Origin of the sequence: Paenibacillus sp. FSL P2-0173, assembly GCF_038008045.1 — a bacterium.
Classification (GTDB): Bacteria; Bacillota; Bacilli; order Paenibacillales; family Paenibacillaceae; genus Paenibacillus; species Paenibacillus polymyxa_B.
In genome coordinates this window covers 634,384-647,417 of the sequence record NZ_JBBOYK010000002.1, presented here as the reverse complement: position 1 = coordinate 647,417, position 13,034 = coordinate 634,384, and the positions used below count along the sequence as shown (strand labels likewise).

13 protein-coding genes and 2 tRNA genes are annotated in these 13,034 nt (G+C 45.6%); 10 read left to right on the top strand and 5 right to left on the bottom strand.

Going from position 1 to position 13,034, the window contains the following annotated elements:
- The first annotated feature begins 150 nt into the window (after positions 1-150).
- From polA to MKX30_RS13210, 5 genes are all read left to right on the top strand, one after another.
- On the top strand, positions 151-2,805 hold the full coding sequence (gene polA / locus MKX30_RS13230; protein ID WP_341062898.1) for a DNA polymerase I: 2,655 nt from the start codon (positions 151-153) through the stop codon (positions 2,803-2,805).
- Positions 2,806-2,876: 71 nt separating this feature from the next.
- On the top strand, positions 2,877-3,707 hold the full coding sequence (gene mutM / locus MKX30_RS13225) for a DNA-formamidopyrimidine glycosylase (protein WP_023987925.1): 831 nt from the start codon (positions 2,877-2,879) through the stop codon (positions 3,705-3,707).
- 111 nt (positions 3,708-3,818) lie between these two features.
- Positions 3,819-4,610, top strand: a complete 792-nt coding sequence (locus MKX30_RS13220) for an MntP/YtaF family protein (RefSeq protein WP_341062897.1) — start codon at positions 3,819-3,821, stop codon at positions 4,608-4,610.
- 11 nt (positions 4,611-4,621) lie between these two features.
- Complete coding sequence (gene coaE / locus MKX30_RS13215; protein ID WP_023987927.1) at positions 4,622-5,218, top strand: dephospho-CoA kinase; 597 nt, start codon at positions 4,622-4,624, stop codon at positions 5,216-5,218.
- Positions 5,215-5,778 carry a lytic transglycosylase domain-containing protein gene (locus MKX30_RS13210; RefSeq protein WP_341062896.1) on the top strand — a complete coding sequence of 188 codons (564 nt, stop codon included), beginning with the start codon at positions 5,215-5,217 and terminating at the stop codon, positions 5,776-5,778. The genes coaE and MKX30_RS13210 overlap by 4 nt, the downstream gene beginning before the upstream one ends.
- A gap of 119 nt (positions 5,779-5,897) precedes the next feature.
- On the opposite strand, the gene MKX30_RS13205 is transcribed toward MKX30_RS13210, so the two are convergent.
- Positions 5,898-6,122 carry an alpha/beta-type small acid-soluble spore protein gene (locus tag MKX30_RS13205; protein ID WP_013309613.1) on the bottom strand — a complete coding sequence of 75 codons (225 nt, stop codon included), beginning with the start codon at positions 6,120-6,122 and terminating at the stop codon, positions 5,898-5,900.
- A 105-nt stretch (positions 6,123-6,227) separates the two neighbouring features.
- On the opposite strand from MKX30_RS13205, the gene nrdR reads away from it, so the two are divergent.
- The 3 genes from nrdR to MKX30_RS13190 all read left to right on the top strand — a co-directional run bounded on the left by nrdR (position 6,228) and on the right by MKX30_RS13190 (position 6,986).
- Complete coding sequence (nrdR, locus tag MKX30_RS13200; protein WP_013309614.1) at positions 6,228-6,695, top strand: transcriptional regulator NrdR; 468 nt, start codon at positions 6,228-6,230, stop codon at positions 6,693-6,695.
- A gap of 130 nt (positions 6,696-6,825) precedes the next feature.
- A tRNA-Ala gene (locus MKX30_RS13195) sits at positions 6,826-6,901 on the top strand.
- Positions 6,902-6,913: 12 nt separating this feature from the next.
- Positions 6,914-6,986 (top strand) — tRNA-Lys (locus MKX30_RS13190).
- 144 nt (positions 6,987-7,130) lie between these two features.
- Here MKX30_RS13190 and MKX30_RS13185 read toward each other — a convergent pair.
- The 3 genes from MKX30_RS13185 to MKX30_RS13175 are packed head-to-tail and all read right to left on the bottom strand — an operon-like array spanning position 7,131 to position 9,555.
- Positions 7,131-8,135 carry an alpha/beta hydrolase family protein gene (locus MKX30_RS13185; protein ID WP_341062895.1) on the bottom strand — a complete coding sequence of 335 codons (1,005 nt, stop codon included), beginning with the start codon at positions 8,133-8,135 and terminating at the stop codon, positions 7,131-7,133.
- Positions 8,132-8,782, bottom strand: a complete 651-nt coding sequence (locus MKX30_RS13180; protein ID WP_104411499.1) for a GNAT family N-acetyltransferase — start codon at positions 8,780-8,782, stop codon at positions 8,132-8,134. Before MKX30_RS13180 ends, MKX30_RS13185 begins: the two co-directional genes overlap by 4 nt.
- Before the next feature lie 17 nt (positions 8,783-8,799).
- Positions 8,800-9,555, bottom strand: a complete 756-nt coding sequence (locus tag MKX30_RS13175; RefSeq protein WP_028542888.1) for a helix-turn-helix domain-containing protein — start codon at positions 9,553-9,555, stop codon at positions 8,800-8,802.
- A 229-nt stretch (positions 9,556-9,784) separates the two neighbouring features.
- Between MKX30_RS13175 and MKX30_RS13170 the strand changes: the two genes are divergently transcribed.
- Entirely contained in the window at positions 9,785-10,663 is an 879-nt protein-coding gene (locus MKX30_RS13170; RefSeq protein ID WP_025719701.1) for a radical SAM/SPASM domain-containing protein, read from the top strand.
- Between the two features lie 143 nt (positions 10,664-10,806).
- Here MKX30_RS13170 and MKX30_RS13165 read toward each other — a convergent pair whose 3' ends face one another.
- On the bottom strand, positions 10,807-11,373 hold the full coding sequence (locus MKX30_RS13165; RefSeq protein ID WP_023987933.1) for a TetR/AcrR family transcriptional regulator: 567 nt from the start codon (positions 11,371-11,373) through the stop codon (positions 10,807-10,809).
- Between the two features lie 196 nt (positions 11,374-11,569).
- On the opposite strand from MKX30_RS13165, the gene lpdA reads away from it, so the two are divergent.
- Positions 11,570-12,955: a dihydrolipoyl dehydrogenase gene (lpdA, locus tag MKX30_RS13160; protein WP_053325104.1), complete on the top strand. Its 1,386-nt coding sequence runs from the start codon at positions 11,570-11,572 to the stop codon at positions 12,953-12,955.
- The last annotated feature ends 79 nt before the right edge of the window (positions 12,956-13,034 follow it).

The window sequence follows — 13,034 nt, the reverse complement described above, 5'->3', positions numbered from 1 at the left end:
TGACCCAGACTTGTCTTTGAGCAAAAGGCAAATTTGGTTAGGAAGCAGCCGTTTTTTTCTGAAAAAGGAGTCTTGTATGTTAAGATAGGAAGAGGAATGCGTAAAACGTAAGAACGTTACGAATGCATTGATGAACTTGCGAGGTGCTAAATGGATAAACTCATGCTTATAGATGGTAACAGTATCATTTACCGGGCGTTTTTTGCTATGCCACCGTTAACGAATTCGAGCGGGCAGCAGACGAACGCGGTGTACGGATTTACGACGATGTTATTGCGGCTCTTGGAGGAGCACAAACCAACACATATTCTGGTTGCCTTCGATGCCGGCAAAATAACGTTTCGCCATAAAGGATACGAGGATTACAAAGGTGGACGGGAGAAAACACCGCCAGAGCTGTCTCAGCAATTTCCGTTGCTGAAAGAGCTATTGACCGCTTTCGGCATTGCCCAGTTTGAACTGGATGGCTATGAGGCGGACGATATTATAGGCACCCTGTCCAAGACAGCGGACGAAGCCGGTTTTAATGTGCTGGTCGTGACTGGGGACAAGGATATGCTCCAATTGGCCTCAGACCATGTCACAGTCGGCTTGACCCGCAAAGGGGTTACTGAGGTGGAGACGTATGGACCTGAGCAAATTCAGGAACGATATGGCCTGAAGCCGCTGCAAATTATTGATCTTAAGGGTCTGATGGGCGATACGTCGGACAATATTCCTGGTATTCCTGGCGTGGGAGAAAAAACAGCGCTCAAGCTGCTGCATCAATACGGTTCAGTCGAAGAAGTGCTGGCGCACACGAATGAGCTGAAGGGCAAAATGAAAGAACGTGTAGAGACACATGCTGATGATGCGCGAATGAGCAAAGATTTGGCGACCATTTATCGGGATGTAACGTTGGACAAGCAGCTGGAAGATGTGGCCTTCGGCGGGCTGCAAGCAGAAACGGCCGGGCCAGCTCTGGCGAAGCTGGAGTTCAAGTCCTTGCTGGAGCGTTTATCCTTTTCAGGTGAGGTTGGAAGTACTGGGGTAGACGTAGAGGAAGCCGAGGCTGACGTAACAGTGCTGGATGAGCAGCGGATTAGCGAATTGGTAGAAGTGTTGGATCGTGTGGATGTGCTGCATGTTGAGACGCATGGTGATAATCCGCATCATGCTGACATTGTAGGTCTGATATTTGCCGCAACGGGACAGCAATTTTTTATGACACTGGATGCACTGCAAAGCGATGCAGCTACACCTATTCGCGCATGGCTTGCTGACCCTGAACGCAAAAAACGCGGTCATGATCTGCATCGAACGGATTTGGCTTTACACTGGCATGGAATTGAGTTTGCAGGTGCCGAGTTTGATGTGCAACTGGCAGGGTACTTGCTGGACCCAACCGATGCAAACCAGACATTGAGCGGATTGGCAGCCAAATATGGCTTGTCTTCGATCCGTCCAGACGAAGAAGTGTTCGGCAAAGGAGCTAAATATAAAGTCCCTGACGTGGATGTACTGTCCGATCATGTGGCGCGTAAGGCAGCGGTGATTGAAGCTTTGGTGCCTGTGCAGCAGGCGGAGCTGGAAAAAACGGAAATGCACAAGCTGTTTCATGAGCTGGAGATGCCGTTGTCCCGCATTTTGGCGGATATGGAGAAGCAGGGCATCTTGGTGAACGTAGAAGAACTGCGCGCTTTGGGGAAAGAATTTGAAGCCCAGATTGCAACGTTGGTGGGTGAAATCTACAGCATTGCCGGAGTAGAGTTCAATCTGAATTCACCTAAACAGCTGGGTGAGATTTTGTTTGATAAACTGGGTTTGCCTGTCATTAAAAAGACGAAAACGGGGCACTCGACCGATGCGGAGGTATTGGAAAAGCTGGCCCCCTATCATGATATTGTGCAAAATATTTTGCAGTACCGCACTATTGCCAAACTCCAATCGACGTATGTCGAAGGATTGCTGAAAGAAATTTCGGAGAAAACAGGTAAGGTGCATACGTATTTCCGGCAGACGGTTGCAGCAACTGGACGCTTGAGCAGTCAATTTCCGAATTTGCAAAACATTCCGATTCGTCTTGAAGAGGGTCGCAAAATCCGCAAAGTGTTTGTTCCGTCCGAACCGGGCTGGTCTATTTTGGCGGCAGACTACTCACAGATTGAGCTGCGGGTGCTAGCTGATATTTCGGATGATGAACGTTTGAAGGAAGCCTTTGTCCACGATATGGACATCCATACCAAGACCGCATCCGATGTGTTTGGTGTAGCAGCGGAAGATGTGGACTCCAACATGCGGCGTTCTGCGAAGGCAGTCAACTTTGGGATTGTCTATGGAATCAGTGATTATGGTCTGTCACAAAATTTGAATATTACGCGGAAGGAAGCGGCTCGCTTTATCGACCAGTATTTTGATGTGTTCCAAGGCGTTCGCCGTTACATGGATGATATTGTGAAGGATGCGAAGCGGGACGGCTACGTAAAAACGCTGTTGGAACGCAGACGCTATTTGCCGGAGATTAACGCCAGCAATTTCAACCTGCGTTCATTCGCTGAGCGTACAGCGATGAATACGCCGATTCAAGGTACCGCTGCCGATATTATCAAGTTGGCAATGGTACAGATGGATAAGGCGCTACGTGAACGTAATCTTCGCAGCAGAATGCTGCTCCAAGTACATGATGAGCTTGTGTTCGAGGTTCCGCCTGAGGAAATGGAAACGATGAAAGAGCTTGTCCCGGCTACCATGGAAGCTGCATTAAAGCTGGCTGTGCCGCTCAAAGCCGAAGTAAGCTATGGCAGCAATTGGTATGAGGCCAAGTAAGATATTTCAATGAGTAGATAGTCCCAATTTGACGCTGCTTCCGTTATAATATAGGGTGAGGTGAAGACATCATGCCGGAATTACCGGAAGTAGAAACAATTAAACGAACGCTAAACGAGCTTATCGTTGATAAACATATAGATCATGTCACCGTGAATTTACCGCGGATCATTCAACGGCCCGATGATATCCATGCTTTTGCGATGGAATTGGCCGATCACCGGATTACAGGGGTGGAGAGACGCGGAAAGTTTCTGCGGATTTTGCTGGACGGGCTGGTGTTGGTCTCCCATCTTCGAATGGAAGGGCGATATGGATTGTATTCGCAACATGATCCTGTGGAAAAGCATACCCATGTCATCTTTCATTTTAAAGATGGTACGGAGCTGCGTTATCAGGATGTGCGCCAGTTTGGCACGATGCACTTATTTCCGGCAGGACAGGATTTGCTGGAAAAGCCGCTGAACAAGCTTGGTTTGGAACCGATGGACGAGGCCTTTACACCCGAAATGCTGCGTGTCGCTGTTGGAACTCGTTCGACTTCGATCAAGGCAGCGCTGTTAAACCAGTCATATGTGGTGGGCATTGGGAATATTTATGTAGATGAATCGTTGTTTAAGGCGGGGATTCATCCAGCACAGCCAGCCAAAAGCCTAACGGATAGCCAATTTCATGTCTTGCATGAAGCTATTGTCTCCACGCTGGGTGCGTCGATTCAGGTTGGAGGCTCGTCCATTAAATCGTTCGTTAATGGACAGGGCAAAACGGGCGACTTCCAGCATCAATTGCAAATCTATGGACGTAACGCGAAGCCTTGCATTAACTGTGGCACATTGATCGAAAAATCTGTCGTAGCCGGACGTGGCACACATCATTGTCCGGTCTGCCAGCCTCTGCGCTAAACAGGCACAGTCACCCCAAGCCCATCCCTCTCATATATTGTTCCAAGTACCAATACTGCGGAGGGTTTCGGTTGTTATAAGGCCCTGCCTTCGCAATGGGAGGGAATTGGAGTGGCTAATCATTGGGGAGCCCTGCTGTTACTGGCATTTGCGCTAAGTTTGGACAGTTTCGGAGTCGGTGTTACATATGGTCTGCGCAAAATGAAAATTCCACTGTTGTCGATTGCTATCATCTCCGTATGTTCAGGTTTGGTGATTGGCATATCCATGCAATTGGGCGCATTACTATCTCGTGTCCTGTCTCCTGTATATACGACCGTTTTCGGCGCTGTCATCCTGATCTGTATCGGCTGTTACTCTTTGTTTCAAGCTCTGCACCGCAAAGAGGATTCGCTAGAGGATTCAGCGGAGGCCTCTCGGGGGCTGCTTCTTACAGAACAGACTGATCCAGTGAGCAGATCTGTTCTTGGAGAGAAGAAGAGTATAGAGGATACTGATACAGAGTCTTTCCTTAGCTCAAGAAAAGATCTGTCGGCAGAAGCTTCTGTAGAGCAGCAGGAGCGAACGCTATTTTCTCTGGAGTTCCGCAAATGGGGACTTGTTATTCGGATTCTTCGAAGCCCGTCTGCTGCGGATATGGACCGTTCTGGCAGTATATCTGCTACCGAAGCGGTTTGGCTGGGTATTGCATTATCGGTCGATGCGTTCGGAGCGGGATTAGGGGCAGCTATGCTTGGTTTTCAGCCACTGTCTACTGCGCTGGCTATTACGTTATTCAGTGGAACATTTTTGATTGCAGGGATGAAGGCAGGCTTCTTTCTATCAGCATTTCGATTTATGAAGGCGCTGGGTGTATTGCCGGCATTATTACTGATTATGATGGGCATATTGAAGCTGTTATGAGGTGAAAGAGCATGAATATCGGATTAACCGGAGGTATTGCTACCGGAAAAAGCACCGTGTCGGCTCTTTTGGTCGCCAAAGGTGCGCTGCTGATCGACGCAGATGCCATTGCCCGGGAAGTGATGCTTCCGGGGCATCCGGTGCTGGCGGCGGTCATACAGCATTTTGGACAAGCTATAGTGAACAGTGACGGAACCCTGCACCGCAAAAAACTGGGTGAGATTGTATTCGGAGACCCTGCCCAGCGGCAGGCACTTAACGATATTACACATCCTGCTATTCGTGAGGAAATGCGACTGCGTATGGAAGCATATGAACGGGAACAGCCGGACAAGCTTGTTTTGGCAGATATCCCGTTAATGTACGAGTCCGGGCTGGAGAGCTTGTACGAGGAAATTATGGTTGTGTACGTACCACGTGATATTCAGCTCCAGCGTCTGATGCTCAGAGACGGTCTGACGGAGGAACAAGCTGGACTTCGGCTGTCCGCACAAATGGATATTGAACAAAAGAAAAACTTGGCCGATATCGTTATCGATAATAGCGGAACACAGTCTGAGACGAAACGACAAATTGATCAATTTTGGCAGCGGAAGGGACTTGCATGAATATTTTGCGAAAGAAAAGAGTCCTGCTCACTTTGTTTGTCGGGTTTATCCTGATTCTGTTCCTCAATTCAAATTGGATGTCCTGGTTCTATCCGATTCAATATAAGGATGAGATTCGGCAGTATTCACAAACGTATGAAGTGGACCCATTTTTGGTGGCGTCTATTATCCGCGTAGAAACCAATTTTAAAACCAGTAAGCAATCGCATAAGGGTGCACTGGGGTTGATGCAGATTATGCCGAATACAGCAAATTGGATTATGGACAGCGCCCAGATTCAAAAGGTTCCGCTAGACAGTGTCAAGCACGAGCCTGGTACCAATATAGAGCTGGGAACCTGGTATTTGCATAACCTATCCATGAAGTTTCAGGATAATCCTGTAGCAATCGTAGCTGCTTACAATGCAGGGCCGGGTAAAGTTCAAGAGTGGCTCGATAAGGGAGTGTGGGATGGAAAAGAAGAGTCCATTAAGCAAATCCCTTTTGGTGAGACACGACATTATGTACAGCGGGTCATTTATTACTACAGGCAATACACGAAAATTTATAATGATTTTTAAAAGACAAGTTAATGACATGATGAGCCTTTTCGCTTTAAAATGAAAAAAAGCGCAGGACAGGCTGTTTTTAGCAGCCCGTCCATACACTTTTTCTTGTTATTTCTGCATTATTACCGCGATTATTGGTATTGACCTGCCAATTGTTGTTCGGCGATCGTTACGAGGCGTTTTGTGATGTAGCCCCCGATCGAACCGTTCTCATAGGAAGTCATGTTACCTTGGTATCCATCTTGAGGAATGCTGATACCCAGCTCTTGAGCGATCTCATATTTCATTTGCTCCAGAGCGCCGGAGGATCTGCTGACTACCAGATTGTTGGAGTTGCCATTGTTTCCTTGTGCCATTGTTGTTCACCTCCTCGCGATGTGGTAAACATATTATGATCCGTTTTGACAAAATTATTACTAAAAATCTTCGGGAATTTATTGGAAAAAGAAAGTGGTGAGATTATGAAATGTCCGTATTGTGCCTACAATGGCACGAAAGTGTTGGATTCGCGACCTGCGAATGATAACAAGTCCATCCGTCGCCGCCGTGAATGTGAGCAGTGTGCCAGGCGTTTTACCACCTTTGAAATGGTGGAGGAAACCCCACTCATGGTCATCAAAAAAGACGGCAGCCGTGAAGAGTTTAGTCGTGATAAAATGCTGCGCGGTCTCATTCGAGCCTGTGAGAAGCGCCCAGTATCCGTCGAGCAATTGGATATGATCGTATCCCAGGTGGAGAACGCTATCCGCAACACAGCAGCCACAGAAGTCGATAGTCAGCAGATCGGGGAGCTGGTCATGGAACAGCTTTACCCAGTGGATGAAGTCGCCTACGTACGTTTTGCGTCCGTCTATCGTCAGTTTAAAGACATCAATATGTTTATGAAGGAACTGAAAACATTGTTATCCAAAGATACAGCCAGCGACTGATCGCTGACTGTATCTTTCTTGGGTCAAGGTGGGAAGATGATTATATTTTTTTTATAAAAGTATTGACACAGGAATAAAAATTTTATATGATATAGAAGTCGCTTGAAACGTTGATTAACTTACTTATGATGGGGCCTTAGCTCAGCTGGGAGAGCGCATCGCTGGCAGCGATGAGGTCAGGGGTTCGATCCCCCTAGGCTCCACCAAACTTTTATTATGGACTCTTAGCTCAGTTGGTAGAGCAGTTGACTCTTAATCAATTGGTCCAGGGTTCGAGTCCCTGAGAGTCCATCCTTTTAGAAAAAACGGCAGAGATGCCGTTTTTTTGTTGTTTATAGATCTATTCCCAGTCTAACCGAGAACAGTTATGGGGTTTTCATTAGCATTTTTTCATTAGCATATCAAAAGAAGTATGGCAAAAAAGAACATCATTGTTTAACGCTGACTGACATAATCGGAAAGGGATTTGAGATACTCACCATTCACCAATTTTCTTGGGGCGAATACGGCTGTTAAGAAAGTTAGAGATTTTGAACGCGCGATTTTTTCATCCATCATGGAATGGTCGGCTTCAGGTAAATGAATCACGGACAGCAGTTCTGGAGGTATTTTCTGGCGATAGACTCGCTCGGTACCCTTTACATCAACATTAATATCTTTGCCAGCCAGAACCAAGAGTACAGGAGAATGGAAGTGACTTAATTCTTCGGTGGAATCAGACAGAAAATTTTTGCCTATAAAGCTCCATCTTTCTTTGGAAATCATATCGTCAGGATCGGCTATGCCTAGATATTCTTCATAAGAAGCATGTTTTTTCAGTAACTGTAGAACTTCTTGATCGTAGTTCAATGTCTTTTGAATTTCTTGCGGAGTAGCTCCTTCTTGTTCCATTTCTTTTCTGGTATTAAATTGTCCTTGGGAAATCCAGTTCACGGCAGGCGATACAAGGATGCTGAATGCAATATCATGCTCCTCTTTAACGATCTTCGGAATGACCCATCCTGCTTGACTGGCTCCCCATAGGCCGATTTTTTGCTTATCAATCATCGGTAAGCTTCTTGCCCAGTCTATTGCATATCGGATCTCCTGTGCGCGGTCCTCCATGCTTTGGTCGAGCCAATTGCCAGGAGCGCTGTTAATACCGGGCTTATTCAGTGACAGGGAGGCATAACCCTTGGAAGCGAACTTTTCCCACAGTGGTTTGTATCCATCATCATATGTGTCATTAATAGGACCATCCCCATGGACAAAAACAACCAATCCAACCTTTCCCGAGTAGTTCTTAGGCAAAGCTAATGTACCTGTTAACAGCCCTTTAGGTGTCTTAATTTGTATTTTTTCTTCTGTCATCTTGTAGGAATTTTGATATAGAACAATTAGTATCAAGGCAACAGCCAGAGCTGCCGCAATACCAAAAGTAAGCTTGAATGTTTTTTTCAACGATGCTCTCTCCTCGAATGCAGGTTCTCTTTCCAACTCATCAGATACCATACAGGCTCCTTGAACCAAAAATGCCGTAACCCATTATACTTGGATTGTTCTACTTCAAACGCCAGTTTGTGATACAAACGGATAGCCCCTTGGTTCTTATGCGCTACATGAAGCGTCAATGCATGAAACCCAGATTCAACCGTAAATTGCTGTGCGAAAGCTAGAAGACGGCGTCCTATTCCCTGGTTACGATGACTTGAACGAATCGCCAAATGATCAATGTAACACTCATTTGCAGCGGGGGTATACTCCAGCGCATGCATACCTGTCAAAAATTTAAATACATTGAAGCAACCAAACTGTTTTAGGAGCGGAGCTAAAGAAATGGGATTTGTTTCAGGAAGTGAAGAGGAGGGGGCCTTCCATTTGAGGGAAAGAACACCGACAACATCTTCGTTCTCTTTGGCTACAAATTGTTTCATAGATGAAGAATAAGGATTTTGAACCCAAACCTGCATTAACAACTTCTGTATATCTTGCTCCTCCAGTGTAACAAGAGATTGGAATTTTGCTTTAAACGATTCGACTAAAAGACTGCAAACAGCTTCATGGTCTTGTTTCTGGTATGCAACAATGTCAAAGGATTTTGCACTCATTTAACGCCCTCCAAGATTTATTCTACTTTAACCTGAATTTCGTATTGCAGCTTGTTGTTGTCGAACATCGAAAGATAAGATTTTTCTACTAGAACAATCTTGCTTTGGCAGTTATATTGGTGATGAGCTACATATCGTTCCATTTGTTTAATTTCATAATCAATCTCTGGTTCTTCAATGACGGAAAGATGCTTATAAAGATAGTTGCCCTCTTCCAGAATATAGTCAGCCACATCCGCCGTTTCATAACATAGCTTCGCCTGTCCAGCATCAGACAAGTAATGCAGGTCATTTTCAAATAATCGAGGTGGGGCAGGGCGGTGTTCAAATAGGTTACCGGCAGTGAGCTCTTGACCATTCTCCAATGCAAACCATAGCTTTAAATGACGGGGACCTAATCGTTTGACCTGATACTCATCGTCCTGCTGGGTCCGATTATTATGTTCTTCTAACACTTTGTGAATAAACTGTTCATGCATCTTCAAGTTAGCTATTTCGGCCTGTACCTTCTGCAACGAATGCTCTAAAAGCTGGTTATAGTCATCGGCAGCATAGGAAGTCATACATTCTTGAATCTGATCGACAGGGACATTTAATTTGCGTAATAATAAAATATGCGAAAGCTGATAAATCTCATGAAGCCCGTACATTCGATATTGATTTTCTTCTGTATGTGATGGATACAGGACTCCCTTTTCTTCAAAATAACGCAGTTGATGTACAGATACATTCATGAGCTGAGCAAGCTGGCTGATCGTAATGTGTTCTTTCAATGACAGGACTCCTTACTGATAGTTGAATAACTCCACTATAAACCTTAGGTCAGACCTAGGGTCAATAGAAAATATCAAATCAAATCTTGGATAGGCGTATGTGTCGAGCATTTGATGCCCACACCAAGGGGGAGACTGGAGAGTTTACCTGTCGGTGATAACCCGTTATAATCATAAGATTAGTGAGCATAAACAAGATGCTCCGGATGAAGGTTAGAATGGGGAAATCATGTTGAAAACTTTTAAAAAGGTATACATTGAGATAACGAGCATTTGCAATCTCGCATGCAGTTTTTGTCCTCAAACACAGCGTGTCAAAAAATTTATTGATCCGGAAGTCTTTCGAAATGTGCTTGATCAGGTCAAACCACATACGGATTACATCTATTTGCATGTAAAAGGAGAGCCGTTGCTCCATCCGAAAATTGATCTTTTGCTGGAAAGTGCTCATGAGAAAGGCTTGAAGGTCAATATAACCACCAATGGTACCTTGCTGCCGAAGACCGGACATAAGCTGCTTGGGCAACCAGCGCTGCGTCAGATGAACTTCTCTCTCCACAGTTTTGACGGGCATGAAGGCTCCGTGGATCGAGAAGGGTATTTGGGTAATATTTTCACGTTTGTAAGAGAAGCGGTGAAACACAATGTCATTATTTCGTTCCGTCTCTGGAACTTGACTGAAGATAATTTGACTAATGTGCAGCGTCAGCGCAACCGGGAAACACTTGAACGACTGGAGCAAGAATTTGGACTGGACTATCGGATTGAGGAAAAGGTGATACCGGGCAGTGGGGTCAAAATCGCACCAAACGTTTATTTGAATCAAGACCATGAATTTGAATGGCCGAGCCTCAGCGCCCCGGAAGATGACGGAAAAGGCTTTTGCCATGCACTCCGTAGCCAAGCGGCGGTATTGGTGGATGGAACGGTGGTCCCTTGCTGTCTGGATGGAGAAGGTGTCATAAATTTAGGTAACGTGCATGAACAATCTTTTTCCGACATTGTGGAAGGGGAGCGTGCAAACCGTCTGTACTTCGGGTTCTCTAAGAGAGAAGCGGTAGAAGAGTTATGCCGAAAATGCGGGTACCGCAAACGATTTGGAACATAACGGAGATTTGGCAGGTGGAGACTTCGAATCTCTGACAAATCGTTACCTCCGTTTTGAGTTTAGATTCTTAGGAAAAATCCGCTAAACATCAAGGATTTCTTGGTGTTTAGCGGATTTTTTGCATACGTAAAACATACTTACATTCAACTATTAACCAGCGCTTTGGCATACTGTTTGCCTGCCGAGAGAAGGCTGTCACTCAGTTTAGGATCATTAACAGAACGTGCAAGCACAAGAGAACCAACCATACTACTGAACAATGCACTGCCCTTGGACTGATCCATTCCCCCCAAATTGGAGATAAACGTAATCATTCTTTCCAACTCCTGCGTGAATATCTGCCGGATTTCTTCGGAAGAACGGGCTATTTCTACGGAAAGGGCAGGAATAATACAGCCTATTTCTGTTCGATCACGGTGATGGGTGCTTAAATAGTAATCGATGACAACATTAATTTTAGGATCTTGCTTTTCTTGGTCAACGGCCTCCTGAAGCAGTGCGAGGGTATCACTGACGGCATAGCGACAGGCTTCGGCGACTAGCTGTTCTTTGTTATCAAAGTGTGAATAAAACCCGCCGTGAGTTAATCCTGCCCCTTTCATAATAAAGGGCACACTTACATCTTGAATACCGTTGGCACGGAAAGCTTGGGCAGCACTTTCAACGATCTTACTCCGCACTTTCATCTTATGGCCTTTTGGATAAGGCATTGTAATCACTCCACGGGTTTATAATGCTAACTTCAAAATATTATAATCATCATAATAAAACGTGTCAATTTGTCTTCCTATAACGACAACTTCAGAAAGGCTGATCAAGACTATTGACGCTTTTAAAATATGATGACTATAATATATTATAATCATCATATTTTAAATCATGCCATTTTAACAGGAGGTATTAGTTATGAGCAAGCTTGAATCTGTAGAAACACTGGTCATTGGATCAGGGCCAGGAGGTTATGTGGCAGCATTGCGTTCTTCTCAGCTTGGAATGAAAACGGCGATTGTTGAACGCAGTCAGCTAGGTGGAGTGTGCACGAATGTGGGCTGCATTCCATCCAAAGCTTTGATTGCCGAAGCACATCGCTATGAGATACTCAGGCAGGTAAATCAGGCAGATGCAGCGATGTCATTCGTGAATGCTCAGGCTTTCAAACAGGGGATTGTGAATAAGCAGGCAGGCGGAGTTGGCTTTTTAATGAAAACGGCAGGTGTGAGCATTCTGGAAGGGGAGGCGAGTTTGGTTGATGGGCATACAGCCATCATCAATCAAAATGGAGCGGAACAAACGATATCCTTTAAGTATGCCATATTGGCAACCGGCTCCCGTCCAATCGAGCTGAAAGCATTTCCGTTTGGCGGACGTATTTTGTCCTCTACAGAGGCGCTTTCGCTTCCAGCGGTTCCGTCCAGCCTGATCGTGATAGGTGGTGGATATATTGGCGTTGAGCTTGGACAAATGTATGCCAAATTTGGAACAAAGGTAATGATTCTGGAGGGAGGGGAACGGGTGCTGCCGGGATTTGAGACGGACCTTGTGGCCCCTGTTGTTAAGCAATTGAAAACAGATGGTGCAAGCATCGTAACTGGGGCGATAGCCGAAAAAGTCGTGCATAATACGGATACTATTACGCTGCATTATTCAAAAGATCAAGAGCAGCATCATGTCACCGCTGAGTTTGTATTAGTTACTGTAGGCAGAAAACCGAATACGGATGGCAGATTAGGATTGGAGCACATTGGCTTGCCACTGACGAGCAGGGGGTTGATCGAGACAGACGAGCAGTGTAGAACGGCTATTCCGCATATTTTTGCCATTGGAGATATTACGGAGGGTCCAGCCCTTGCCCATAAGGCTTCCTATGAAGCGAAGATTGCGGCAGAAGCGATTGCAGGTCAAGCTGCTAAAGTGGATTATAAAGCCATGCCGCTGGTTGTCTTTTCTGAACCAGAGCTGGCTAGTGTTGGCCTAAGTGAAACAGAAGCAAAGGAAAAAGCCTTACCGATTGTCATTGGCAGAGCTTCCTTTGCAATTAACGGCAGAGCATTGGCGCTAAGGGCAGCAGAGGGGTACATCAAAATCGTAGCAAAGCAGGGGTCGGGGATCGTACTGGGGGCGCAAATCGTCGGCGTCGAAGCTTCAACACTCATTTCCGAGCTTGCTCTGGCTATCGAGATGGGAGCAACCGTAGAAGACTTAGCTCTAACCATTCATCCCCATCCTACATTGGGAGAAGTAATCATGGAGGCTGCGGAGAATGCGGTCAGAAAAATGGACCGTCCAAAGTAGAGGCTCCGTATGAAATCACTTCATTGCCTGTGAGAATAATTATCAACTATAATATATTATAGTTTGAATATGAGTTTGA

Coding starts and splice junctions, on each gene's coding strand:
- polA (WP_341062898.1), top strand. CDS start 151: ATGGATAAACTCATGCTTATAGATGGTAACAGTATCATTTACCGGGCG.
- mutM (WP_023987925.1), top strand. CDS start 2,877: ATGCCGGAATTACCGGAAGTAGAAACAATTAAACGAACGCTAAACGAG.
- coaE (WP_023987927.1), top strand. CDS start 4,622: ATGAATATCGGATTAACCGGAGGTATTGCTACCGGAAAAAGCACCGTG.
- MKX30_RS13210 (WP_341062896.1), top strand. CDS start 5,215: ATGAATATTTTGCGAAAGAAAAGAGTCCTGCTCACTTTGTTTGTCGGG.
- MKX30_RS13205 (WP_013309613.1), bottom strand. CDS start 6,122: ATGGCACAAGGAAACAATGGCAACTCCAACAATCTGGTAGTCAGCAGA.
- nrdR (WP_013309614.1), top strand. CDS start 6,228: ATGAAATGTCCGTATTGTGCCTACAATGGCACGAAAGTGTTGGATTCG.
- MKX30_RS13180 (WP_104411499.1), bottom strand. CDS start 8,782: ATGAGTGCAAAATCCTTTGACATTGTTGCATACCAGAAACAAGACCAT.
- MKX30_RS13170 (WP_025719701.1), top strand. CDS start 9,785: ATGTTGAAAACTTTTAAAAAGGTATACATTGAGATAACGAGCATTTGC.
- MKX30_RS13165 (WP_023987933.1), bottom strand. CDS start 11,373: ATGCCTTATCCAAAAGGCCATAAGATGAAAGTGCGGAGTAAGATCGTT.
- lpdA (WP_053325104.1), top strand. CDS start 11,570: ATGAGCAAGCTTGAATCTGTAGAAACACTGGTCATTGGATCAGGGCCA.